This is a genomic window from Agrobacterium sp. YIC 4121 (genome assembly GCF_002008205.1).
Lineage (GTDB): Bacteria > Pseudomonadota > Alphaproteobacteria > Rhizobiales > Rhizobiaceae > Agrobacterium > Agrobacterium leguminum.
The window spans coordinates 53414-77039 of sequence record NZ_MRDI01000016.1; the positions used below are offsets into that span (position 1 = coordinate 53414).

Consider the following 23626-nt stretch of genomic DNA (forward strand, 5'->3'; position numbering starts at 1 on the left):
TAAACCATTGTTCGCAGCAGCGAAAGGCAGAGCGTAAGTTTTGTACGACCGCTTGCAGACAAAGCGGATTTGGCGAGCGCTTGGCTCCGCATTCCGTCACCCCGGACTGGATCCGGGGTCCAGGGCGATCAAGTCCTTGATCGCAAAAGACTCTCTTCACGGCACGGACGCGCCGTGGCTGGATGCCGGATCCAGTCCGGCATGACGGAGGAGAATTCATCCACCGTCGAATCGTACATTCCGTACGATCCCTTGCCTTCACACGCCGCGAATATCTTCCAGAATGGAAAGCACCATCTGCTTCTTATCGAGATTATAGGCCTGCGCCACGGTGATGCGCTCCGAGAGCGCCGAGGAAAGCCGTGCATGTTTTTCCGCCGCCGCTATATCGCCCGCCATCGCCGCCGCCCGTGCGCGCTTCATGAGCTCTTCCGTCACATGCTCCATGAAGAAGCCGAGAACGATGTCGCCGTCCTTCTGTGCCAGAACCTCGGCAAGCTTGTGCATCTGCTTGCGCACGCCGGGCCCTTCGGAAGCCATGACCTGCGCAAAGGCCTCGACAATGTCGGAGCCGCCGTAATTCATCAGCTTCAACGCCTGCGCCACGCTGCCCTTGGAGGCGGCGAGCAGGGCGTCGCGTTTTTCGCCTTCCGGGCTGATGCCGAGATGATCGAGGGACTGCACCATGGCCGCATCGGAAAGCGGCAGGAGCCTCAACGGCATGCAGCGCGAACGGATGGTCGGCAGCAATTTTCCCGGCGCATGGGAGAGAACGAGGAACATCGCCCGTTTCGGCGGCTCCTCCAGTATTTTGAGGATCGCATTCGCGGCGCTGCGATTGAGATCGTCGGCGGGATCGATGATGACGATACGCCAGTTGCCGGTGCCGGAGGTCTGCGAAAAGAAGTGCCCTGCCCGCCGCACCTCGTCCACGGTGATGGCGGATTTCACACGGCCGGTCTTTTCATCCACCGGACGGGTCAGATGCAGCAGATTATGCGAGGCCCCGGCCGTGATCTGCCGGCTGACGAGAGATTGCGGATCGGGATCGGTGAGAAAATCCGGCGCCAGCGAGGGATCGGGATGGTTGAGCACGTGATTGGCGAAACGGAAGGCAAGCGTCGCCTTGCCAATCCCCTCCGGCCCTTCGATCAGAATGGCATGGTGACCCTTGCCAGAACGATAAGACTGCGCGAGGAAGGCTTCCGCTTCCTCATGCCCGAAAAGCTTCGTGTTCTGCTGCGGCGCAATCGCACCGTCGAGGACGCCCTGGACCTCACTCATGCGCTGCGCCCGCTGCTGTTTTCAACTGTTCGAGCAAGGGTTCGACAAAGGACATGACATCCTCCGCCACTTTTTCTTCCGGCTGATCGGCGTTGACGATCCGGCAACGACGCGGCTCGGCGAGCGCGATGTCGAGATAGGCCTCACGCCGCTTCTCGTGGGTCTCGATTTCCTCTTTTTCGAACCGGTCCGGCGCAGCGCCTTCATCCGCGCGCTTTCTGGCGCGGGCGAGCCCCTTTTCGGCGGCAATATCGAAAATCAACGTCAGTTCCGGCACGACACCGTCAATCGCGATGCGTTGCAACGTCTCTATGAAATCCGGCTCCAGATTGCCGGTCGTGCCCTGATAGACGCGGGACGAATCGAGGAACCGGTCGCAGAGCACGATCTCACCGCGCGCAAGCGCCGGGCGAATGACCTCCTCGACATGGTCGTTGCGTGCCGCCGCAAACAGGATCGCTTCCATGCGCACACCAAAGGATTCGGCTGCACCCGAGAGAAGAACATGCCGAACGGCCTCCGCGCCCGGCGAGCCGCCCGGCTCACGCGTCACGACCACCTCGAAACCACGGCCGCGAAGCGCCTCGGCAAGCGTGCGAATCTGCGTCGACTTGCCGGCGCCTTCGCCGCCTTCGAAGCTGATGAACAATCCGGTCTTTTCGGCCAATGTCACGTCCTGCGAGGAATTCACGTCAATGTTGAAATGCCTGTTTACAGCATCGAACGGAAAAGTGTGAAGCGCTTTTCAGAAAATCCGGTGGCTGAACAAAAGCATAGGAACAGGGCCGCCCGTGCAACAGGCTTTCAGAGCCAGAACAGCAGCAGTTCCTTAAGCGCACCTGTCGCATTCTGGGTGAGCGACCCCTTGCCGACTGCCGCCTTCGTATAAAGCGGTACTTCCCGCAACAGGCGCTCGCCCGAAAAAATCTTAAGCGTTCCGGCATTTGCCCCGACGTCCAGCGGCGCATTCAGGGGCCAGCGATAGACGATGCGGCCGGAAATACGATCCGGATTATTGACCGGTACAAGCACGCTGACATCTTCCTTCGGCGAAAGATCGATATGCGAAACATCGCCGCCATAAACGCTGACGGACCCAACCGCTTCGTCCTTGCTGAAGAGATGGCGTTTTTCAAAGGCGGTCAGGCCCCAGTCCACCACCCGGCGGGCCTCTTCCTGCCGCGTCTTGTCGTCCACGATGCCGGCAAGCGCCAGATAGACCCGGCGGCCTTCCCGCTCCGCCGAAACGACAGCGGCAAAACCGCTGCCTTCCGCAAAACCGAGACCGAGACCGTCGATACCGCTGCCGGGCATCAGCAGCGTATTCTTGTTGCGCTGGAAAATCCGGTTCCATTCGAAATCCGGTTTGGTGAAAAGCCCGTAACGCTCGGGATAGGTATCGCGCAGATGCTGCGCGAGACGCACCATGTCCCGCGCGGTCGTCCGGTTGCCGGGGTCGGGAAGCCCGGTCGAATTGGTGAAGGCGCTGCTGCTCATGCCCAGTTCGCCCGCCCGCGCCGTCATGCGCTTGGCGAAAGCGGCATCCGAACCCGCCATGCCTTCGGCAACGACGATGCAGCCGTCATTGGCGTTCTGCACAATGATGCCGGTCAAAAGATCGTTGATGCTGACGGAGGATTTCAGCGCCGCGAACATGGTCGAGGTGCGCGAGGGCGCGCCGCCCGTGCGCCAGGCATATTCGGAGACCGGGTAAGCCGTCTCTGACGTGACCTGCCCCTTTGACAGCGCATCCAGCACCACCTCAACCGTCATCAGCTTTGCAAGCGACGCGGGCGGAAAGGGCTGATTCTCGTTTTGCGAAAGAAGCACCGTGCCGGTTTCGGCATCGATCATGTAAGCCTGTTCAGCCTTCGCGATGAAGGGGCCGGTCTGCGATTGCACCGTGCCTGCACTGAAAAACGCAAACGCTGCCGCTACGGCGACCGAACGATAGGAGCGATGAATGGCCTTGCGCATGAAACCGCCCAGTCCTGCCTGCCGTAACCGGCTGCCCGCGATAAAGGCGAGAGGCCGGCCGTATCCTTCAACCCGTCAGCGGGACTTCGCCTGCTGACGCTTCACATGGGCGAGTATCGATTGCTCGTTGAGCGCGCCACGGTCGACGAGCACGCTGTCGAAGGCGCTCGCGGTCCTGGAGACCGTAGCCGATTCTTCGGAATAGGCCGCAGCAAATTTGGAGGAAGGCGTCGGCACACGCAGATAATTGCCGCCAGGCGCCGCCGGCTCACGCATGAAATTGCCTTCCGGGCGCTCCGCCAGGATAGGGCCGATTTCCGGCAGTATCGCGAACTGCTCGAAAGCCGGTGCCGGGCCGTTGACCAGCGGCATGGCCTGAAGCGCCGCATTCTTCTTGGAACCGACGAGCGCCGTCTGTGTGGAGCCGGCATAATTCGGGTTGGACGCGGGCGCCGGAACGAAATTCGGCGAGGCCGAAGCCACCATCACGCCCGTCGCGATCTGCCCTTCGGGTGCCACACCCGGCGAGCGCGAACCCTTCGGGATATAGGATGCCATCAGATAAGGCATGTCGTGACCATCAAGCGGTGCGCGGCCGGCATATTGCACCCGCACATTGGCCGTGCCGGTGGCCTTCATGTCGAGAAGATCGGCCGTCTTGCTGGAAACGTCGATCAGGCGGCCTTCGTGGAACGGTCCGCGATCGTTGACGCGCACCAGAACCGAAGCGCCATTTTCCATGTTGGTGATGCGCGCGTAGCTCGGCAGGGGAAATGTCGGATGTGCGGCAGAAAGATGTTCTTTGTCGTAGACTTCGCCATTGGCGGTCAGGCGACCATGGAAGGCAGAACCGTACCAGGAAGCAAGACCGGTCTTGTTGTAACCCGGCTCTTCCTTCGGGAAATAACGGCGGCCCTTGACTGTATAGGCATTGCCGATCAACTCTCGCCCGCCGCCCTTGGGAATGGCCTTGCCATCGGCCACACGCGGACTGGCTTTGACGCCATATTCGGATTCGGAAAAATATTCCTTGCTGCGCTTGGGCTTGGGCTTGGTCTCGGATGTCGTGGAACACGATGCGGTTGCGGCGCAAAGCACGGAAATTGCAAGCCACTTCACGCCCGACCTGGCGTTGATGCCGAGTTTCTTGACCGTAGAATTCAAATCGTCTGCCCCACGCTGCTATTGGCTCGGAGAACCGCACCCTCACTTGCCTCGATTATTTGCCCCTGCCATCGAAGCACCTAACAGTCGCTTAATCTTGTGCATAACGTGGCGAAAATGCGAACGACTTCTGCAAATTCGATAAAATTGTAACGAACGTGGTTAATGATTTCTATCTTTTGAGCCCACCCATCGGGCCGAATTTGCCCGCCTCAACATCTCCCGCTCACCGCGTCTGCAAGGAACAAACGGACGGCAACCGCGTTCTCTCCCCGCAAACAAACGAGCTTTCCGCCGGTTTCGGCTGAGGGAGGAAACATGATCAAGCTTATGAAAACCACAGCTCTTGCGATGGGCATCGCCCTGGTATCCTTCGCCGCGCCGATCCCCGCAGGTGCGCAGGACATGGAACTCAGAATCGGCCCCGACGGCGTTCGCCCCGTCATCCGCGATCGTGACCGGGACGTAGACCGCCGCGGCCCGCCCCGCATGCGTGGCTGCAGCGAACGCGAAGCCCGCGCTGCCGCCCGTGAAGCAGGCCTGCGCGATCCAGAGGTCGTGCGCGTCACACCTGGTCGTGTCGTCGTCGAAGGCTTCACGCGCCGGGGACCGGATCGCATCACCTTCGCCAACGAACGGGGCTGCCCGGAAATCTGATTGGATGAACACTGGGAACCCGCCGCAAGGCGGGTTTCTCATTTGCGCTGAATTCGAGCCATTCCAAAGCTGATTAACGCGATCGAGGCATCCCTCGTCGCAGCGTGTTTGAATGATTTTTGCGCTTTATGGCAGATGGGGTGTCCGCCGATCCTCGTAACACATTGAAATTACGTATTCATTAGCCTTGTAAATCGTCGTATTTTGCGTATTTTCCATGCCTAAGTTATGGCAACGGGAAATCACGATGGCACGCAACAAGCTCACGGAAACGAAGATCAAGAAGCTTTCCACCGCTGGCATCTATAGCGACGGTGACGGTCTTTATTTACGTGTCCGGGCGGGCGGCTCGAAGCAATGGTTCTTCATCTATAAGCGAGACGGCAAGCGTACCGAGATAGGGCTTGGCGGTTACGGCCAAGGGACTGCGCCCGTTTCTCTTGATCTAGCCAGAGAGAAAGCCGAAGGTATCCGGCAGCGTCTGGCGCGGGGTGAGGAACTTGCGGTGCGACCGACCTTCGCCGCGATCATGGAAGACGTGATCCAAAAGAAGATGACCGAGTCCAAGAGCAAGGGCCACAAAGCTGCATGGCGCATGACGCTCGACAAGTACGCCGCACCGCTGCACAAAAAAGCTGTTGCCGACATTACCCGCGATGACGTTGTAGAGACGCTCAAACCTATCTGGACAGAGAAGCCCGAAACCGCCGACCGCACCCGCATGCGCATTGCAGCCGTCATCGACCATGCCAAGGCGCGCGGCCTTTATACCGGCGATAATCCTGCCGACTGGCGCGGGGGCTTGAAGGAATTGCTCCCTGCCCGCCAGAAACTGTATCGCGGCCATCATGAGGCAATCGACTACAAAGTGTTGCCCGCTGTGATCAAGAAGCTGAGGGCGGCTAAAGGTGTGTCCTCTGTTGCGGCGGAATTCGCTTGCCTGACTGCGGCCCGCTCTGGCGAAGCGCGGGGCGCGGTTTGGTCTGAAATCGATCTTGAGAACGCGCTTTGGATCATTCCAGCGGAACGGATGAAGGCAGGCAAGGAGCACAGAGTCCCGCTATCGGCCCGTGCCTTGGAAATCCTCAAAGAGCGGCAGGAAATGGCCACAGGCGCGCTTGTTTTCGAAGGTGAGAGCGAAGGCAAGGCAATATCAGACACGGCGTTGGTTAAGGCGTTGCGCGCAGCTACGGGCGGAACGGAGACATTACACGGCTTGCGATCCTCGTTCCGAGACTGGGCCGGTGACGAGACACATCATCCACGCGAAGTCATTGAGACAGCGCTTGCTCACACGCTCAAAGATAAGACGGAGGCCGCTTATCGTCGCTCCGATGCTTTGGCGAAACGGCGCAAGTTGATGGACGATTGGAGTGCTTATCTTGATTAATAGCGCGATGAGGCCCCTTTTCGTAAAATGTGCAAAAAGGGAGTTGACGCGCAATAATCTTGCGTATAGGAGACTGATTGTTACCTGAAGCGCGGAAGCCCTGCACGTCGAGAACGTTGCCTGCATTATGCGCCGACCCTAACAAATCCTAACAATTTGAACCTTGTCACGGCTTGACCGGCTGGATTTCTGCGCGCCCTCACGGGCTTGCAGCTGCCCGCCCTGTCATCGCTGACGAAAGGAATGTCTTACGAAACAGCAAAGGAGCATCCATGTCCGAAAAATCTCCACCGCGCCTCATGTCGCCAAAGGAGGCTGCCGCCGAAACCACATTTTCCGCGATGCAGCTTGGTATTTTAAGCGCGACCGGCCATTTCCCGAAGCCGGTCCAACTATCGGCGCGCCGCATCGCTTACGTTCGTTCCGAAGTGACGGCTTGGCTTGATGAACGCATTGCATCGCGCACCACGCATTAAAGATGGAACCGCATGCAGAAGACGAGTCCCCCGGTTGGGGCGGGAAGTTCAATTTCGAGAAGATTGGTAGAAGGCGGGCCGCATTTAGCGCGCCAGCGCGAAAATCAAAGCCAAAGCCGGAATCGGAACCGGAAGACGAGCCTGAAGAAGTCAGACTGACAGCAAAGCAGTTGATGCGGCGGCGATTTGAGAGGCCGCGCCAGATTGTGGAGGGCTTGTTCCCTGCCGGTTGTCTTCTTCTTGTCGGTCCTCCGAAGCAAGGGAAATCTTGGCTGTCGCTACAATTGGCCCGTTGCGTGGAAGCCGGAATCCCGTTCATGGGGCATCGAACCGAACAAGGTGACGTTCTGTATCTGGCGCTGGAAGACGGATTCATTCGCCTTCAGGACCGCTTGGGAAAGCAGGAAATCGAAGGTGCGGAATCATTCACGGATGCTCTGGATTTCCAAATCCAGATACCCACGGCGGAAAAGGGCGGCCTGAAGGAGTTAGAGGAATGGCTGATAGCTCACCCCGATGCATCCTTGGTAATCGTGGACGTTCTCAAAATGTTTCGAGAGCCGCGCAAGGGCAAGGTTGATCCGTATGAACGCGATTATGGCGATGTGCGGCCTTTGACGAAACTAGCGAACAAGTACCGGGTTTGCATCGTCATCGTCCACCATACGAACAAGGGCAGCGCCAGCGCGGTCGATCCTTTCGACCGTGTGAGCGGCACGGGCGGCATTTCAGGTGCGGCAGATGGCACGATTTTGCTTGTGCCGAATGAAGACGGCGATTTGGGGCTTTATGGCCGTGGGCGCGACTTTCAGGAGTTTGACTTCAGGGTGCGGTTCGACGCCGATGCTTGTGTTTGGGAGATCGACACCGAAAGCGACGAAAGCGACCGCCAAGGCTACGGCGACGTGACCGGCAAGATATTGCAGCAGCTTGGATTCATGAATGGCAATCCGATTGGCCCTAGCGAACTGGCGGCAGTCATCCAAGAAAAGCCGCTTGACGTTTCGAAGAGCCTGAAACGGTTGAGTGCCAGCCGGAAGGTTACGAGGATCGGGCGCGGCAAATGGGTTCTTCGCGGCCTAGAGCCGAAAAGCTCATGACAACGAAACTACCATACCATTCGGTAGGAACGGTAGTTACGGTAGTTCGCAATTGCTAATATGAGGACAGTCTAGCTAAGTCCTTCTAGCATCACATTAAATAGTATCGGTAGTAAGGGTATTTCGGTTTGTGCAAACTACCGAAACTACCGTTTGTACCTATCATATAGACGAAAGGAGAAACGAATGAACGAAAGGACACACACCGAAAATATGCAGGTCATCAACGCGCTCGTAGGCAAGCCGGTCGCATGGAGTGGTTTGCCAAAGCCAGACGAAAAGGTTCTTGCCCTCCTGCGGAAGCGGTCAATACCGGCAGCACCCATGATCTTGTCGCGGCTCACGGGTTACGGGCGTCACGAGGTCAACGAGGTGCTGCTGCGCCTGAAGCGCCATGGTCTGGCTAAAGCTGTTGGACACGGTGAATGGGTGGCAGTGCAATGAAACTGATGCACCAAAACCGGCAGGTGTTTGCACGTCTGAGCCGTATCGATCCGGTGCGGAAACAGCCTATCCCGGTCAAGCCGCAGGTTGTTAAGGCTCGGCCCTTGGCCTCGGCTGCCCGCCCCTCATGAGCAGATGGCCGTATAACACGGCTCAATGGCAACGGCTGCGCATAGCCAAGCTGATGGAATGCCCAGTCTGTGAGCCGTGCCGTGCGCGTGGCGTCATCGAGATTGCTGAAGTCGTAGACCATGACAAGGCTATCAATGCGGGAGGTGACGCGTTCCCTCCCCTGTCCGGCCTGAGCAGCATGTGCGCATCCTGTCACAATCGCAAGACCAACGCCAAGGACAGACGCACAGCAAAGACGGGCAAGAGCAGCGGCTTTCGCAGGGCGTGGGCTGGCTTTGACGTGGATGGCAACCCGATTGACCCGGAAGGCTGGAACGACGCCTGACGGGCCTCCCTGCCCGGTTCCAAAGGTAGGGGGCCTCGAAAGACGGGAGTCAACGTGCCGGGGAACGGCGTGGGGCATTCGCGAAGACTTAGTTTCAAATATTTTGATCGATCAATGAAAAGGATCAAAGAAAATGATGTGAAAGGAGATGGAGTATGGGCCGTCGTGGACCCGGCGCGAAGCCGAAAGCATCCGGCAAGACCGGGGATATCATGAGTGGCGGGCAGCCGAAGCACCGCAAGGTGCTTCCTTGGGAGGTCGAAGGCCTCACCCGGCTTGAAGCCGTTGTCGCATTCGTTAACGACATGAAGATTACGCAGGGCAAACTTGCGGGCCAGAACATGCAGTTGCGTGACTGGCAGATAGACGAATTTCTAGCACCGATTTACGCAACTGACGAATTCGGACGCCGCCCGGTGCGAACCGCCGTTCTGTCGATGGGGCGTAAGAACGGGAAAACCGGCCTGAGTGCCGCCCTCGCCCTTTGCCATCTTGTTGGACCGGAAGCCGAACAGCGCGGCGAATTGTATTTCGGCGCGATGGATAAGATTCAGGCTGGTAAAGCGTGGGCCGAATGCAAAGCCATGCTGGAGGCCCATGTCGAACTTTCAGAGCGTGTCAACATCATCAAATTCAGCAAAGAGATTGAAGTCGAGGCCGGTTATCCCGGTGAAGGCTCCGTTCTGAAGGCTGTGAGCGCAGACGCCGATTCCAAACTCGGTTTGTCGCCCTCATTCTTCCTCGCTGACGAAGCCGGTTATTGGGTGAAGCGCGATCTGTTCGACGCGATGGATTCGGCCCTTGGCGCACGTGATGAACCGCTTGTTGTGGTCATTTCCACACAGGCGAAAGACGACACGCATTTCTTCTCGGAAATGATCGATTACGGCCTGAAGGTGAAGACCGGCGAAGTTGAGGACGAAAGTTTCCATCTGGCGTTGTTCACGACTGATCCTGATGAAGATGCATGGTCCTACGAGACGTGGATCAAGGCTAACCCGGCGCTAGGCGATTTCCTTGCTTTGGAACAAGTCGAGCGCATGGCGGCACAGGCCCAGCGAATCCCGTCGAAGGAAGCGGACTTCCGCAACAAGATTCTCAACCAGAGAATTGACGGCACGGTACGCTTCATCGCGGCGCGCGAGTGGAACGACTGCGATCTAGAGCCTATTGACGAAGCCGCGCTTGAAGGCCGGGAATGCTATGGCGCTCTTGACCTGTCAGCGGCGCGAGACTTGACGGCGTTCGTGCTGGTTTTCCCTGAAGACGATGGCCGCTTCACTGTCCTGCCTCGGTTCTTCCTGCCTCAGTTCGATATTGACGGCAAATCGGAGAATGACCGCGTGCCGTACAACGTTTGGGCGCGGCAGGCGGATGCGAGGCTAACGCTGTTGCCGGGAAAGGTCATCGATCCGCAGGCCGTTGCGGAATACATCGCTGACGAGGCGGGCCGGTTCGATATCAAGGAGATTGCATTCGACCGCTGGCGCATTGAGGACTTGCGTCGCGAACTGGCAAAGGCTTCGATTGATCTGCCACTAACGCCGTTCGGGCAAGGATACAAAGACATGTCTCCAGCCGTTGACATGTTGGAAGTCGCGGTCGCGCAACAGAAGGTCAATCATGCGGGAAACCCGTTGCTTCGGATGTGTGCGGCGAACGCTGTCGTCACGAAAGACCCATCCGGCGCTCGAAAGCTCGATAAGTCGAAAGCCTCAGGACGCATTGACGGGCTTGTGGCGCTTGCGATGGCATTGCAGACTGCTGCGCGACATGAGGAAGATAATTCGCTTCCAGCGTGTCTTATGGAAGATGCTTAGGAGAGAGAAACGACATGTTTGAGGTTGGGAAAACGTACGAGATAACGTTTTTGGAGACTGGCGATAATTACGAGGGAAAATCGTCCACGTACGAAACTCGCCAGTATTTCGATTGCATTGCGGTGGACGGCACTTTGGTCAAACTCAGGACGCCACTCAGCACGGCAGAAGATAAAGAGATTTTTGGAGACGACGATTTTAGCGAAGAACTGCTGGTGAATACGGCCAGCATGTTTTTTCACAGCGCAAAGTTAATCGACAAATAGTATCGCTTCGCAAAAATTCTAACTCGCTGTTTTGTCAAGCAAACGCTGCGAAAATATACTTACTTGCCTTTTGCGATTTACTGTTGATGCGAAAGCAAAACGGAGTATAAACACAATCACCGGACGCAAGCACGAGACTTGAACCGGCGAGCCTGTCCCGACTGAGGGGCGGGCAGCACTGCCGAAGGCAGTAAAACAACCACGACATCGTTGCGCCTACCCAACCGAGCAATTCCGTATCGGCGTGGCTCTTTGCGCGCTTACTAGAAAAGGAGACTATATGAATCTGTTCCATCTTCGCGAAACCCGTGCATCCAAGCTCGCAGAACTGAAGGCCCTTGGCGAGAACCCGGACAACGCGAAGTTTACAGCAATCGAAGGCGAAATTCGCGCCCTCGATGGCCAGATCAAGAATGCAGCAACCATCGCAGAATTCGAGCGCCATGAGGCCGCACCGGCTGATAACAGCATGGCCCGCGAACTGCGTTCCTACTCCGTTTCCAAGGCCATCCGCGAAGGCAATGGCGATAGCCTGACCGGTGTTGAACGCGAAGTCCATGACGAACTGTCCAAGGGTCGCGAAGTGCGCGGCGTGATGGTCCCTACGTCTCTCATCTTCGGTGACGAAAACCGCGCCATGCTCACGACCGGCACCGCTGGCAACACTGTTGCGACGAACCTAGGCGGCCTTATTGATCGCCTTCGCCCGGTTCTGGCTGTGCAGTCTCTCGGCGCAACGGTCATTTCCGGTCTGACTGGGAATCTCGATCTGCCGCGCCTCACCTCTGGCCCGCAGGCTTACTGGGTGAACGAAGACGAAGCCACCACGGCGAGCGATGCCACTTTCGACAAGGTTTCGCTGTCTCCGAAGACGGTTTCCGGCGAAATGTACATGTCCCGTCGCTTGACCTTGCAGAACGGCGTTGCGCTCGAAAACGTGCTTCGGCAGGACTTGGCTTTCGTTCTTGCGCAGGCTCTCGACTCCGCTGCTATCAACGGCATCGCCGCCGCAAAGCAGCCCGTTGGCATCCTGACGCAAATCACGGAAAACGCGACCACTGCGACGGACCTGACGGACATTGCAGCTGACCTTATCGCGGCGCTCCAGATTGACGACGTGACCGGCACCACGGGTTTCTTGACCAATCCGGCGCTGATGGGCGTTGCCCGCAAGCTTAAGGACGGCCAGCAGCGCCCGATTTCCACGGCTGACACGTTCCACAATGAGCGCGTTGTTGCCACGAATCAGGTTCCGACCATTGGCGGCGAAAACCCGCTTATCTTCGGCGCGTTCGCAAATCTCCTTGTGGGCTACTGGAGCGGCGTTGACATTCTCGCCAACCCCTACACCGACGCTTCTAAGGGCGGTCTGCGCCTGCATGCGTTCCTTGATGCTGACGTGGCTATCCGTCATCCCGAAGCGTTCGCATGGAAGGCCGTCGCCTAATATGGCGTCTGTCTCTCTCGCAGAGGCAAAGGCTCACCTCCGGGTAGATTACCCGGAGGACGATGCCTACGTCTCGACACTCATCAACGCGGCGGAAGGCTACATTTCAGAAATCGGCGTACCTACCGACAAGCTGGCCTCACCCCCCGTCAAACATGCGGCGCTTTTGCTAGTCGGGCATTGGTTTGCCTTTCGCGAGGCCGCAGCGGAGAAACCACCACAAGCAATCGCATTCGGCGTTGACGCCCTTGTGCAGCCATTCAGGGAGGTATCGTTTTGAGCAACTTTGAAAAGCGTGCGGCGACCGACGTTAAGGCCGTAGGAAAGAAACTGACGGGCTACGTGGCAACGTTTGGCCTCGAAACCCGCATTGGCGATTTTAGCGAAGTGATTCAGGTTGGCGCGTTTGGTGCTTCGCTTCGTTCGAACCCGGACATTCTGGCGCTTGTCGATCATGACCCCGGCAAGGTGTTGGGCCGTAGTGCATCGGGCAGCCTGATCCTCGAAGAGGATCAGAAAGGGCTCCGTTTCGAACTAGATTTGCCGGACACACAGTTGGGCCGCGATATCGCTTCGCTTGCTGCCCGCCATGATATCGGCGGCATGTCGTTCGGTTTCAACGTCCCGGAAGGCGGCGACGAATGGCACGGCGAAAAGCGGACCCTGAAGGCTATTGACCTCCGCGAAATCAGCGTTGTGCAGGCCTTTCCGGCATATTCCGGCACGTCTCTTGCCGTCCGGTCACGCAAGCCAATGACCGACGCGGAGCGCCGCATTCGAATCTTGGAATTGGAAGGAGGTGCATATGTGGCCGTTTAGGACAAAGGAAACGCGCGCTGTCTCTTCAAGCGATCCGTTCCTAGGCGAATTCCTTGGCGCGCGTTGGCAGGCCCGTGCAGATATCGAGAAGGCCAGCGGCCATGCCGTCGCCCATCGGTGTATCCAGCTAATCGCGGAACAACTGGCAGCCGTGCCGCTGAAGGTCTACCGTAGAACGGATGACGGTGGCCGGGAGGCGGCTTCTGATCATGCGCTATACCCAGTGCTGAAAGATACGTTCTCTCCCCTCCTGACCGCATTTGAGGGCCGGGAATGGATGAATGTTTCGGCGCTGATGTACGGCAATGCTTACGCCCGGATTGAACGCAATGGCCGCAGCCAAATTACCGCGCTGCATCCAATTCCGTCGCCTTCGGTCACGGTGGAACGACTTTCAACCGGACGCCTTCGCTACAAGGTCGCTTTGGCGAACGGTGGAACGGAAACCTATACGCAAGACGAAATCTTGCATGTGCGCTATCGGACGAAAGACGGCGTTCTAGGTCTGTCGCCTATCCAGATCGCAAGTGCGACCTTCGGTCTTGCCTTAGCTCAACAGGACACGGCAGGCACAGCGGCTGAAAATGCATTTCGACCGGCTGGCGCTCTAGTGTTTCCTGAAAAGCTCGGCGGCGCTGGTAAAGACGAGGCGATCAAGAAATTCAAGGATCGATTTGTCGGGCAACTCAAGGCGAACGAAGTCATGGTGCTGGATGGCGGCGCTAAGTTCGAAACTTTCCAGTTCAACAGCCGAGACTCCGAATTTCTCGAAAGCCGCAAGCTGTCAAATCTGGATATCTGCCGCGTCTATGGCGTTCCGCCGTCTGCCGTGGGCATTACCGACGATGCGACCTACAGCAACATTGGCGAGGAAAGTCGCGCCCTTGTGACCCGAGTCCTTGCGCCTTGGGCCAAGCGTATCGAAAGCGTCTACAACACAACGCTGCTTTCGCCTGAAGCGCGAAAGACGCACTACATTGAGCATGACCTGTCCGGCTTGCTTCGTGGTGATCTGGCTACCCGCTACGCGGCTTACAAGATTGGCCGTGAAGCTGGCTTCCTGTCGGTGGATGACATTCGCGCATTCGAGAACATGAGCAAGGTTCCGGGCGGCGACACCTATATGCAGCCCTTGAACATGGCGGCGCTAGGCGTGGCACAAAACGCCCAGGCATCGGAGGTGCAGCGATGACCGGGGGCGGCGATCTTCGCCGTTCCTTCGCCTTCTGGCAGCCAACAGACGGAAATGACGGTTTCGGCACAATTACACCGGGAGCCGGTCCACCCGCCTTGCGGTTTACCACGGCAGGCCGGTTCCGCGTCCTAAATGGTGACGAGATTTACCTTAACGGCGTGGTGAGCGGCAAAAGGACGGTGGAAGTCACGATCCGAATGCAGCCGAAGTCAAAGGGCGTCAACACAACATGGTTCATGCGCGATACCCGCGATAACCGCAGATACAACATCAAGCTAATGACGCCTTCAGAGAAAGGGGATTTCATTTCATTTCGAGCAGAGGAGGGAAAGCCGTGAAGGTAAAGACTATCAGCATTGAGCCTATCAGTAAGGGCTATGACCGGGAAACGGGTTTCCGCAAGCTGGCAAAAGTCCAGTTCTTCCTGCCGGATATGCAGATGACGATCCGCGATGTGGTCTTGACCCATGACCACGAACATGGTTTCGCCGTGGCGCACGTCAAACCCAAAGAGGGGCAGTCAACGCTCCAATGGGTGCGAAACTCACCCTTCGCCAAAGCGTTGGCGGAAGCGGCGGCAACGGCCTATAGCGCCATGCTTGCTGAAGACTTGGAAGAACTGAAGGAGCTGTATAAGGCAGCCTAACTAAAGCCCTACGGGTATTCCGTGGGGCTATTTTTGTTGCAGTGATAAAGTTATCCCGCGAATCGCTGTTGTATAAGCATGCTTTTGCAAGATACGTTCACAGGCATCATGTAAAGAAGGACATATCGTGACGAAATCTAATAGCAGTGACGATACAGAGATTTATAAGCAGATTGCTTTGGATCAAATGAAGCACTGTATCTCAACGCAGGCAGATTACGGCAAATGGATGCTGGCATCTCTACTGGCTGTCAATGGTGGCGGACTAATTGCAATTTCACAAGCAGGAGAACATGCCCCCAAGCTTTTTGAGGCGTCTGGCCTGTTTCTGTTCATGGGAGCGATTTTTGCTTTAGTGGGAGGCGGATTAACGTGGCTAAATTTCACGTATGCTGCCTCGTCATATCTGCAAATGGTGGTCAACAGCGATTCGCTTGAAGTTAAAAAGGCCCAATGGTGCGCGCGGTTGGCGATAACGGCGACATTCTTTTCCATTCTCTCTTTTGGAATAGCCGGATTTAAAATGCTATCCGTTACACCTCTGCTTAGCGTTTGAAGTCAGCGTGAAGCGTAACGCCGAATCGGTGACAATACGTCCTATCGAAGCCCATCCAAAAAAAGCTAACCATTAAAATTTGCAAGTTATGGCAACCGGCAAAAAACCGCCGCAAGTCATTGATTTTATTGATAAATGGCAGATGGGGTGGGATTCGAACCCACGGTACGCTCTCACGCACGCCGGTTTTCAAGACCGGTTCCTTAAACCACTCGGACACCCATCCATCGGTGGTGAGGCTTTATAGCGGTTTGAAAAAGGCCGTCAATCCCGCCCGCGGCGAGCCGTGTCGCCCTTCTCTTGCGGTTGGCAGATCATTGCCCCGGCGTCGTTGCCGGCGGCAGCAGGGATCCGTCGCCTGAAGGTATCGAGGGCACCTGCTGAGCCGTATCGAATAGCGTCAGGCTCAAAACGATTGCGACAAGCACCAACAAAAGCGCCACGAAAAGGATTCCCGATTTATCCATGCGTCTGCTCATGTCACGTTATGTTAAAGGCGAATATGTGCAATTCGAGGCAATGCGAAGAATAAAGCGTAAGTCTGTCAAGTTGTCTTACAGATTTTTCGAACTCATCGTTTAAAAATCTGCTGATTGAGCGAAATTTATGCATAGGCGTACTGTTTGGGACAGAAATGGCCTATCGCGTCAGCACTATTGTCACTTATATCAACCCATCGCTCCCGGGCATTGCCCAACTTTCCCCGAGCGATCAACCTGCCCCGCCTCTTTGCGGGGCTTTTTTCTTTTATGGCCCAGACGACGAAGCGCGGCCCAAAAAGGCCAGCCGCTCTCCATACCGCCCTCGCCTCAGACGCCGATGCTCGGCCCGCCATTGCCATGCCGGCCGTCACCCCTGAGAATATCTTCGAACAGGTTCAGCAGCGCCGGCGGCAAGGTGTCGGACAATTCGGCGATGATTTCGTTGGCGCGATTATAGGAGTAAATGGCTGAGAGCGTCAGCACCAGAAGCACGATCCACGGCCAGATCGGCTTGCGCCTTTGCGGCGCTCCGTTCGGTTGTTGCGGTAAAGTCATGCTGGCACCTTCCCTTCAGGCCTTCACGCGCGGCTCGCCTCCGGGCGCATAGGCGGTTTTCTGCAGGAAACGGAATATATTGCCGCACTGGGCGCAGCGGATCATGAAATCCGTCGGATCGCCCGACGCGCGCTCCGCGCGAAATCCACGCGGCATTTCATCGATGCGAAAATCGACGTCCCGGCGGCTCTTGTCATCCGATTCCGACGCTTCGGCAAAACCCTGATGACCACATCTGGAACATTCGAGCTTCCGGGAATATCTGTCGCGCGCTGCCATATGCCGTCCTTTGCTTGGTGGTTATCAGGTAGCAGCGGCAAAACATCATTTCAATGCCGATCGCCCCGGGTTAAAGCTTTGCGCGGCTATTTCCCGGCCGGAAACCCATCCGGCGGCCGGAATGAATATGGAAGTCCATGAACGACCAGAAACCCCTGCTTTCATCGTCACTCATGTTCCGGGCCGCTCTCATCGCCGGAATTCTTCTCGTCTTTCTCGGCCTCCTCAACGTCGGCATCAAATGGTATGGCGAGCGGATTCTCCAGGCGGGCCATACGACGGCCACCGAGGAGGTTGAGATCGTCATCGGCAACGACCGGCTGAAGCTTGCCAAAAACACCCTGCGGGCGCCTTCCGAGCGACTCGGCGGAGAACGCGAGCGCGTCGACCTTTATCTGAGCTGGCCTGACCTTAAGGGTTACGAGGAAGCGAATCGCGCCGTCTTCGACGATCCGGCGCAGGCGGCGGGGCTGATTTTCATCCAGCTTTCGCAAAGCACCATGTCCGAGGACATGTCCGGTCGTTTCGGGCCGATCTATTCGCGGCTGACGGAAGGAGAGCCCGTACCGCTGAAGCACGGCCTGCTGCTGCACCGCCTGCGCGCCGATTCCGGTTACGGCAAGGAAGTCATATTGACCGGCGAGCGCGAAGGCCAAAGCGCCTATGTGGTGCGCTGCCTGCTGCCGCAAACGCCGCAGGCGGCCACCGGCAGCGATTGCCAGAGGGATATTCACGCCGGACAGGACCTCAGCCTGTTCTACCGTTTCTCCTCCGCCCTGCTGCCGCAATGGCAAAAGCTGGACGCGGATGTGAAAAACTATATCGAGCGCCGCCTCGTAAAAGACGGAAATCGGTGAAACAGCACGGCACAGATTGCGTGCGAAAAGTCGCATTTTATGGAAGGCAGATACCTTTCATAAACCACTTGGTAACGCCATCCCGATAAAGTTTCTTCCCGGAGCATCGGGCGGGGCGTGTCCGAGCGGAACAGAAATATGCGATTGAAGAGTTCAGCAGTGTTGAAAAGTCTATCTGGGGCACATTCGCGCAAAGCGGGTGCGACGTCTTTCGTAAGGTTTATTGCGCTAACCCTTGCTGCGGCGTTCATAACCGCAACATCCGTTCAGACCGCAAAGGCCGACCCGAAATATGCGGGCATCGTCATCGATGCCAAGACCGGCAAGGTCCTCTATGGCGAGGATCCGGACGGGCTGCGTTATCCGGCTTCGCTGACGAAGATGATGACGCTTTATTTGACATTCGAAGCGCTCAATACCGGACGTATCTCGCTCGATTCCAAGGTGCCGGTGTCAGCCAACGCCGCGAAAGAGCCGCCATCCAAGCTCGGCGTGCGCGCCGGCGGCAGCATCACTGTGGAACAGGCTATCCTTGCACTCGTCACCCGGTCCGCAAATGACATGGCAACCGCGCTCGGCGAATATCTCGGCGGCTCGGAAGACCGTTTCGCCAGAATGATGACCGCCAAGGCCCGCGCACTTGGCATGACCCGCACGACCTATCGCAACGCCAACGGCCTGCCCAACACGGCGCAGATGACGACGGCACGCGACCAGGCCCGTCTCGGCGTCGCGCTCCGCCAGCATTTCCCGCAATATTACGGCTATTTCTCCACCCGCACCTTCAACTTCGGCAAGCAGGTTATCGGCAACCACAACCGCCTCGTCGGAACCGTGAAGGGTGTGGATGGCATCAAGACCGGTTATACCCGTGCAGCCGGCAGCAACCTTGCCACATCGGCGCAGCTCGACGGCCGCTCCATCGTCGCCGTCGTTCTCGGCGGCCGCTCCAGCGCTGCCCGTGACGCCACCATGCGCAAGCTTGTCGCAACCTACCTGCCGCAGGCATCGCGTGGCGGCAACAGCAACCTGATCGCGCAGACCCGCTCAGCGCCGGTCGAAGAGCCCGTCGCCGTGGCCGCTGCTGTTCCTTCCGTGGCAGTTGCAGCAACCGCAGCCGGCCTACCCAATTCCGGTCCGGTGCCGCAGACCCGTTACGAAGAAGCCCCGGTCACCGCCTTCGCAGGTTCCTCTTCCAATGCAGCCGTCAAGGCCATGGAAGCTGCCACCTGGCAGAAGGGCAAGGATCCAATCAATCAGGCGCCCGCTGCACCGGACCGCAAGTTGATCACCAATTCGACCAAGGTGGACAATATCGTCACAGCGTCTACCACGGCGCCTGTTGTCTCCGCCCCTTCGGTCTCGGCCAGGGCCGAGGCTCCGCAGGGCGGCTGGGTCATCCAGATCGGCGCATCTCCCGATGAGAACTCCGCGCGCGGCCTGTTGCAGAACGCGCAGGAAAAGGGCGGCGCGGCACTGCGCTCCGCAAAGCCCTTCACGGTCGCCTTCAGCAAGGACGGCTCCCAGATCTACCGCGCCCGTTTCGGCGGCTTCGATGGCCAGAACGCTGCGGTGAATGCATGCAATGCATTGAAAAAGAAAGGCGTCAGCTGCTGGGCGTCACTCCAGTAACAGACGTTTCCGCAGGCGGTGGTTCATAGTCGAAACATCGCCTGTCTCCTCGAAGTTTGTAATGTGTAGCGAGGCTTTCCAAGATGGCAGTCAACGAGAATTATTCGGACATTGCGTCTGGCAACGGGCATGGCAGCCTGTCGGTTCTGCATCCCATTCACGAAGGGGCGATGCGTATCGCCGATCTCGGTCTTAATCGTTCCAAGGCGAAGACACGCGATCTCGTGGCGCTGCTTCTGTCGCATGGCGCCCGCGCCTGGCGCTCCAATCAGCCGGAAGCGAACATCCACCTTCATGTCGCGAGCCGCTCGGGTCGCGCTCCGGTCCATATTCGCATTCGCTGAAAATCAAACGCAGTCGACAAGACACAAACAAAAACCCCGCGGAGCCTGAGCGCCGCGGGGTTTTTCTTGATTGGTAACCGAAAATAACGAGGCGGCTTACGCCTCGCTCTCCGGTGCCTCCGGCAGATCGTCGGCGGCATCTTCGCCATTGCCGTTCTCTGCTTCTTCGTCGCCTTCCGGCTCGTTGATGCGCTCCACGGAAACCACCTTCTCATCCTTGGCGGTAGAGAAGATCGTCACACCCTTGGTGGCACGGCTGGCGATGCGGATGCCGTTGACCGGCACGCGGATGAGCTGACCGCCATCGGAAACCAGCATGATCTGGTCGCCTTCTTCCACGGGGAAGGCCGCGACGAGTTCGCCGATCTCGTTGGTCTTCGAGGTATCGGTGGCGCGAATACCCTTGCCGCCGCGACCAGAGGTGCGGAAGTCGTAAGAAGAGGAACGCTTGCCGAAGCCCTTCACGGAAACCGTCAGCACGAATTCTTCGCGTGCCTTCAGTTCCTGATAGCGCTCTTCGCTGAGTTCGCCCTCTTCCGTCACTTCCTCGCCGACGAGCGCGATATCGTCCTCATCGACGCCTGCCGCACGCCGTTCGGTAGCCGAGCGCTTCAGATAGGCCGCACGCTCCCACGGTTCAGCTTCCACATGACCCACAATTGTCATGGAGATGATGCGGTCGCCGTCGGCCATGTTGATGCCGCGCACGCCGACGGAGTTGCGGCCGGCAAAGACGCGCACATCGTCCACGGGGAAGCGGATGCACTGGCCGAGCGCGGTCGTCAGCAACACGTCGTCGCGGTCCGTACAGGTTTCGACGGAGAGGATTTCATCGCCCTCCTCGTCCAGCTTCATGGCGATCTTGCCATTGCGGTTGACCTGAACGAAATCGCCGAGCTTGTTGCGGCGAACCGTGCCGCGCGTCGTCGAGAACATCACATCCAGCGTTTCCCAGGTGGTTTCGTCCTCGGGCAACGGCATGATGGTGGTGATGCGCTCGCCGGGCTCCAGCGGCAGCATGTTTATGAGGGCCTTGCCCTTGGACTGCGGCGTACCGATCGGCAGACGCCAGACCTTTTCCTTGTAGACGATGCCACGCGAGGAGAAGAACAGCACCGGCGTATGGGTATTGGCAACGAAGAGACGGTTGACGAAATCCTCGTCGCGCGTCGCCATGCCGGAACGGCCCTTGCCGCCGCGACGCTGCGCCCGGTAGGTGGTCAGCGGCACGCGCTTGATATAGCCGAGATGCGAAACGGTGACGACCATGTCCTCGCGGGCGATGAGGTCTTCATCGTCCATATCGGGACCGCCCTCGACGATCTCGGAACGGCGCGGCGTGCCGAACTCGTCGCGGATGGCGACAAGCTCGTCCTTGACGATCTGCTGAATGCGCAGGCGCGACGACAGGATTTCGAGGTACTCGGAAATTTCCGCGCCGATCTTGTTCAGTTCGTCGCCGATTTCATCGCGGCCAAGCGCCGTGAGGCGGGCAAGGCGCAGTTCGAGAATGGCGCGCGCCTGCTCTTCCGAGAGATTATAGGTGCCGTCGTCATTAATGCGGTGGCGCGGATCGTCGATCAGACGGATCAGGCTTTCCACATCCTGCGCCGGCCAGCGCCGCGTCATCAGCTCTTCGCGGGCCGAAGCGGGATCGGGCGCATGACGGATAACCCGGATGACCTCATCGATATTGGCAACCGCAATCGCCAGACCAACCAACACATGCGCACGCTCGCGCGCCTTGCGCAGCAGATATTTCGTACGACGGCTGACGACATCCTCGCGGAAGGCCACGAAGGCGCGCAGCATGTCGATGAGCGTCATCTGCTCCGGTTTGCCGCCGTTCAGCGCCACCATGTTGCAGCCGAAGGAGGTCTGCAGCGGCGTATAGCGGTAAAGCTGGTTCAGGATGACTTCGGCATTGGCGTCGCGTTTCAATTCGATGACGACGCGATAGCCCTGACGGTCGGATTCGTCGCGCAGGTCGGAAATACCCTCGATGCGCTTTTCCTTGACCAGTTCGGCCATCTTTTCGATCATGTTCGCCTTGTTCACCTGATAGGGAACTTCGGTGATGATGATCTGCTCGCGGTCGCCGCGCATCGGTTCGATGGTGGCGCGGCCGCGCATGATGACCGAGCCGCGGCCGGTCTCATAGGCCGAACGGATGCCGGAACGGCCCATGATCAGCGCGCCGGTCGGGAAATCCGGGCCGGGAATGATCTGCATCAGCTCCGGCAGCTCGATCGCCGGATTGTCGATCATGGCGATACAGCCGTCGATGACTTCCGAGAGATTGTGCGGCGGAATATTGGTGGCCATGCCGACCGCAATGCCGCCTGCCCCGTTGACCAGAAGGTTCGGGAACTTCGCCGGAATGACGACCGGCTCCTGCAGGGTGCCGTCATAGTTGTCGCGGAAATCGACCGTTTCCTTGTCGAGATCGTCGAGCAGCGAATGGGCGGCCTTTTCCAGACGGCATTCGGTATAACGTTCTGCCGCCGGCGGATCGCCGTCGATGGAGCCGAAATTGCCCTGCCCGTCGATCAGCGGCAGGCGGAGCGACCAGTCCTGCGCCATACGCGCCAACGCGTCATAGATCGCCGCATTGCCGTGCGGATGGAATTTACCCATCACGTCCCCGGTAACGCGGGCGCATTTGACGTATTTCTTGTTCCAGTCGATGCCGAGTTCGGACATGCCGTAAAGAATACGGCGATGAACCGGCTTCAGGCCGTCTCGCACATCGGGAAGCGCGCGGGACACGATGACGCTCATGGCGTAATCGAGATACGACCGCTGCATTTCCTCCATGATGGAAATCGGTTCAATGCCTGGCGGAAGTTTTCCGCCGCCGGGGGGGCTCTGGTCAGTCAAAACGGATCACATTCTCTGTTAAGAATCGGATGGATTTTTATAGCGGAAACAGCCACGTTAAGCCAATTTCCCGGCGAGTTTTGAACAGGCTTTTGCGTCATTTGCAAGACGAACGCCGCTTTTCACGATTTAGCCCGGCAAAAGCGCCGCCGCTCCCTTTCAAAGTGCCGGCGACTTGCGTAGGCTCCGCCCTAAAAACAGATGAGACGGGGAAAGAATGGCCAGCAGCGAAACGCTCATCAACGCGCTTACCACACTTCTGGTCACGCTCGATCCGCCGGGCCTTGCCCCCGTCTTTCTGGCGCTGACCGCCGGTATGACGCGCGACCAGCGCAGCCAGGTGGCGCTGCGCGGCTCCATCATCGCCTTCGGCATTCTCGCCGTCTTCGCGCTCTTCGGCCTTGCCATCCTCAATCTTCTTGGCATCTCGCTCGGCGCTTTCCGCATCGCCGGCGGCCTGTTGCTGTTCTGGATTTCCTTCGAGATGATTTTCGAAAAACGCCAGGAGCGTAAGGAAAAGACCTCCGAGATCGCCATCACCAAGGACCACCTTCACAATCTGGCGGTCTTTCCGCTGGCGCTGCCCCTGATCGCCGGGCCGGGCGCCATCTCCGCAACCGTGCTACTTGCCGGCTCGATGAAAACCACCGTCGAGATGCTGGTGCTCATCCTGATCCTCGCTTTCGCCATGGCTCTCGTTTATGCGGCCCTGATCGTCTCGGAGCGGATGGACCGTTTTCTCGGCAATACCGGCCGCGCGATCCTCACCCGTCTGCTCGGCGTGCTGCTTGCCGCCCTTTCCGTGCAGTTCGTGGTCGACGGCATAAAATCGGCCTTCGCTTTTTGAAAAGCCGCACCTTGGCGGTGCCTGCGCAATAAATTCTCGCCAATCGCCAAAA

Annotated in this window: 27 protein-coding genes and 1 tRNA gene; 19 read left to right on the plus strand and 9 right to left on the minus strand. The window is 58.1% G+C overall.

The window, feature by feature from the left end; genetic code table 11:
- Window positions 1-258: 258 nt before the first annotated feature.
- The 4 genes from BTE54_RS14820 to BTE54_RS14835 form a co-directional block, all read right to left on the minus strand.
- Window positions 259-1284 carry a DNA polymerase III subunit delta' gene (locus tag BTE54_RS14820; protein ID WP_078052972.1) on the minus strand — a complete coding sequence of 342 codons (1026 nt, stop codon included), beginning with the start codon at window positions 1282-1284 and terminating at the stop codon, window positions 259-261.
- On the minus strand, window positions 1277-1951 hold the full coding sequence (gene tmk, locus BTE54_RS14825; protein ID WP_065655460.1) for a dTMP kinase: 675 nt from the start codon (window positions 1949-1951) through the stop codon (window positions 1277-1279). The genes BTE54_RS14820 and tmk overlap by 8 nt, the downstream gene beginning before the upstream one ends.
- 137 nt (window positions 1952-2088) lie before the next feature.
- Window positions 2089-3261 carry a D-alanyl-D-alanine carboxypeptidase family protein gene (locus tag BTE54_RS14830; protein WP_078052973.1) on the minus strand — a complete coding sequence of 391 codons (1173 nt, stop codon included), beginning with the start codon at window positions 3259-3261 and terminating at the stop codon, window positions 2089-2091.
- Between the two features lie 75 nt (window positions 3262-3336).
- Complete coding sequence (locus BTE54_RS14835) at window positions 3337-4425, minus strand: septal ring lytic transglycosylase RlpA family protein (protein ID WP_065655433.1); 1089 nt, start codon at window positions 4423-4425, stop codon at window positions 3337-3339.
- Window positions 4426-4743: 318 nt separating this feature from the next.
- Here BTE54_RS14835 and BTE54_RS14840 point away from each other — a divergent pair, with 318 nt between their 5' ends.
- The 15 genes from BTE54_RS14840 to BTE54_RS14910 all read left to right on the plus strand — a co-directional run bounded on the left by BTE54_RS14840 (window position 4744) and on the right by BTE54_RS14910 (window position 15698).
- Complete coding sequence (locus BTE54_RS14840; RefSeq protein ID WP_003523701.1) at window positions 4744-5082, plus strand: hypothetical protein; 339 nt, start codon at window positions 4744-4746, stop codon at window positions 5080-5082.
- Between the two features lie 247 nt (window positions 5083-5329).
- Window positions 5330-6472: a site-specific integrase gene (locus BTE54_RS14845; protein ID WP_078052974.1), complete on the plus strand. Its 1143-nt coding sequence runs from the start codon at window positions 5330-5332 to the stop codon at window positions 6470-6472.
- 272 nt (window positions 6473-6744) lie between these two features.
- Window positions 6745-6948: an AlpA family phage regulatory protein gene (locus tag BTE54_RS14850; RefSeq protein ID WP_034495695.1), complete on the plus strand. Its 204-nt coding sequence runs from the start codon at window positions 6745-6747 to the stop codon at window positions 6946-6948.
- 2 nt (window positions 6949-6950) lie between these two features.
- The gene (locus BTE54_RS14855) at window positions 6951-8048 is read left to right on the plus strand and encodes an AAA family ATPase (RefSeq protein ID WP_078052975.1); all 1098 of its coding nucleotides are present in this window, start codon (window positions 6951-6953) and stop codon (window positions 8046-8048) included.
- Window positions 8049-8234: 186 nt separating this feature from the next.
- Window positions 8235-8492, plus strand: a complete 258-nt coding sequence (locus BTE54_RS14860) for a hypothetical protein (protein ID WP_078052976.1) — start codon at window positions 8235-8237, stop codon at window positions 8490-8492.
- Between the two features lie 127 nt (window positions 8493-8619).
- The gene (locus BTE54_RS24970) at window positions 8620-8949 is read left to right on the plus strand and encodes a hypothetical protein (protein WP_078052977.1); all 330 of its coding nucleotides are present in this window, start codon (window positions 8620-8622) and stop codon (window positions 8947-8949) included.
- A 155-nt stretch (window positions 8950-9104) separates the two neighbouring features.
- Window positions 9105-10769: a terminase TerL endonuclease subunit gene (locus BTE54_RS14870; RefSeq protein ID WP_078052978.1), complete on the plus strand. Its 1665-nt coding sequence runs from the start codon at window positions 9105-9107 to the stop codon at window positions 10767-10769.
- Window positions 10770-10783: 14 nt separating this feature from the next.
- Window positions 10784-11035, plus strand: a complete 252-nt coding sequence (locus tag BTE54_RS14875) for a hypothetical protein (protein ID WP_078052979.1) — start codon at window positions 10784-10786, stop codon at window positions 11033-11035.
- 280 nt (window positions 11036-11315) lie between these two features.
- Window positions 11316-12482, plus strand: coding sequence for a phage major capsid protein (locus tag BTE54_RS14880; RefSeq protein ID WP_078052980.1), 1167 nt, complete (start codon window positions 11316-11318; stop codon window positions 12480-12482).
- Between the two features lies 1 nt (window position 12483).
- The gene (locus BTE54_RS14885; RefSeq protein WP_051674137.1) at window positions 12484-12762 is read left to right on the plus strand and encodes a head-tail connector protein; all 279 of its coding nucleotides are present in this window, start codon (window positions 12484-12486) and stop codon (window positions 12760-12762) included.
- The gene (locus BTE54_RS14890) at window positions 12759-13301 is read left to right on the plus strand and encodes an HK97 family phage prohead protease (RefSeq protein WP_078052982.1); all 543 of its coding nucleotides are present in this window, start codon (window positions 12759-12761) and stop codon (window positions 13299-13301) included. Before BTE54_RS14885 ends, BTE54_RS14890 begins: the two co-directional genes overlap by 4 nt.
- Window positions 13288-14493, plus strand: a complete 1206-nt coding sequence (locus tag BTE54_RS14895; RefSeq protein ID WP_078052983.1) for a phage portal protein — start codon at window positions 13288-13290, stop codon at window positions 14491-14493. The genes BTE54_RS14890 and BTE54_RS14895 overlap by 14 nt, the downstream gene beginning before the upstream one ends.
- Window positions 14490-14834, plus strand: coding sequence for a head-tail adaptor protein (locus tag BTE54_RS14900; protein WP_078052984.1), 345 nt, complete (start codon window positions 14490-14492; stop codon window positions 14832-14834). Before BTE54_RS14895 ends, BTE54_RS14900 begins: the two co-directional genes overlap by 4 nt.
- The gene (locus BTE54_RS14905) at window positions 14831-15142 is read left to right on the plus strand and encodes a hypothetical protein (RefSeq protein ID WP_078052985.1); all 312 of its coding nucleotides are present in this window, start codon (window positions 14831-14833) and stop codon (window positions 15140-15142) included. The genes BTE54_RS14900 and BTE54_RS14905 overlap by 4 nt, the downstream gene beginning before the upstream one ends.
- Before the next feature lie 127 nt (window positions 15143-15269).
- Complete coding sequence (locus tag BTE54_RS14910; protein ID WP_143240723.1) at window positions 15270-15698, plus strand: hypothetical protein; 429 nt, start codon at window positions 15270-15272, stop codon at window positions 15696-15698.
- A gap of 136 nt (window positions 15699-15834) precedes the next feature.
- Here BTE54_RS14910 and BTE54_RS14915 read toward each other — a convergent pair.
- The 4 genes from BTE54_RS14915 to BTE54_RS14930 all read right to left on the minus strand — a co-directional run bounded on the left by BTE54_RS14915 (window position 15835) and on the right by BTE54_RS14930 (window position 17014).
- Window positions 15835-15924 (minus strand) — tRNA-Ser (locus BTE54_RS14915).
- Between the two features lie 88 nt (window positions 15925-16012).
- Window positions 16013-16165, minus strand: coding sequence for a hypothetical protein (locus BTE54_RS14920; RefSeq protein ID WP_162856850.1), 153 nt, complete (start codon window positions 16163-16165; stop codon window positions 16013-16015).
- Window positions 16166-16507: 342 nt separating this feature from the next.
- Entirely contained in the window at window positions 16508-16735 is a 228-nt protein-coding gene (locus tag BTE54_RS14925; RefSeq protein WP_035261278.1) for a hypothetical protein, read from the minus strand.
- Window positions 16736-16750: 15 nt separating this feature from the next.
- Entirely contained in the window at window positions 16751-17014 is a 264-nt protein-coding gene (locus BTE54_RS14930; RefSeq protein WP_035261275.1) for a hypothetical protein, read from the minus strand.
- Between the two features lie 137 nt (window positions 17015-17151).
- On the opposite strand from BTE54_RS14930, the gene BTE54_RS14935 reads away from it, so the two are divergent.
- The 3 genes from BTE54_RS14935 (at window position 17152) to BTE54_RS14945 (ending at window position 19847) form a co-directional block, all read left to right on the plus strand.
- Window positions 17152-17871: a hypothetical protein gene (locus BTE54_RS14935; RefSeq protein WP_078052988.1), complete on the plus strand. Its 720-nt coding sequence runs from the start codon at window positions 17152-17154 to the stop codon at window positions 17869-17871.
- A gap of 138 nt (window positions 17872-18009) precedes the next feature.
- Complete coding sequence (locus BTE54_RS14940; protein ID WP_078052989.1) at window positions 18010-19503, plus strand: D-alanyl-D-alanine carboxypeptidase family protein; 1494 nt, start codon at window positions 18010-18012, stop codon at window positions 19501-19503.
- Window positions 19504-19586: 83 nt separating this feature from the next.
- Window positions 19587-19847, plus strand: coding sequence for a hypothetical protein (locus BTE54_RS14945; protein WP_078052990.1), 261 nt, complete (start codon window positions 19587-19589; stop codon window positions 19845-19847).
- 96 nt (window positions 19848-19943) lie between these two features.
- On the opposite strand, the gene gyrA is transcribed toward BTE54_RS14945, so the two are convergent.
- Window positions 19944-22727: a DNA gyrase subunit A gene (gene gyrA, locus BTE54_RS14950; protein ID WP_078052991.1), complete on the minus strand. Its 2784-nt coding sequence runs from the start codon at window positions 22725-22727 to the stop codon at window positions 19944-19946.
- A gap of 217 nt (window positions 22728-22944) precedes the next feature.
- On the opposite strand from gyrA, the gene BTE54_RS14955 reads away from it, so the two are divergent.
- Window positions 22945-23574 carry a MarC family protein gene (locus BTE54_RS14955; RefSeq protein WP_003525062.1) on the plus strand — a complete coding sequence of 210 codons (630 nt, stop codon included), beginning with the start codon at window positions 22945-22947 and terminating at the stop codon, window positions 23572-23574.
- Window positions 23575-23626 lie beyond the last annotated feature (52 nt).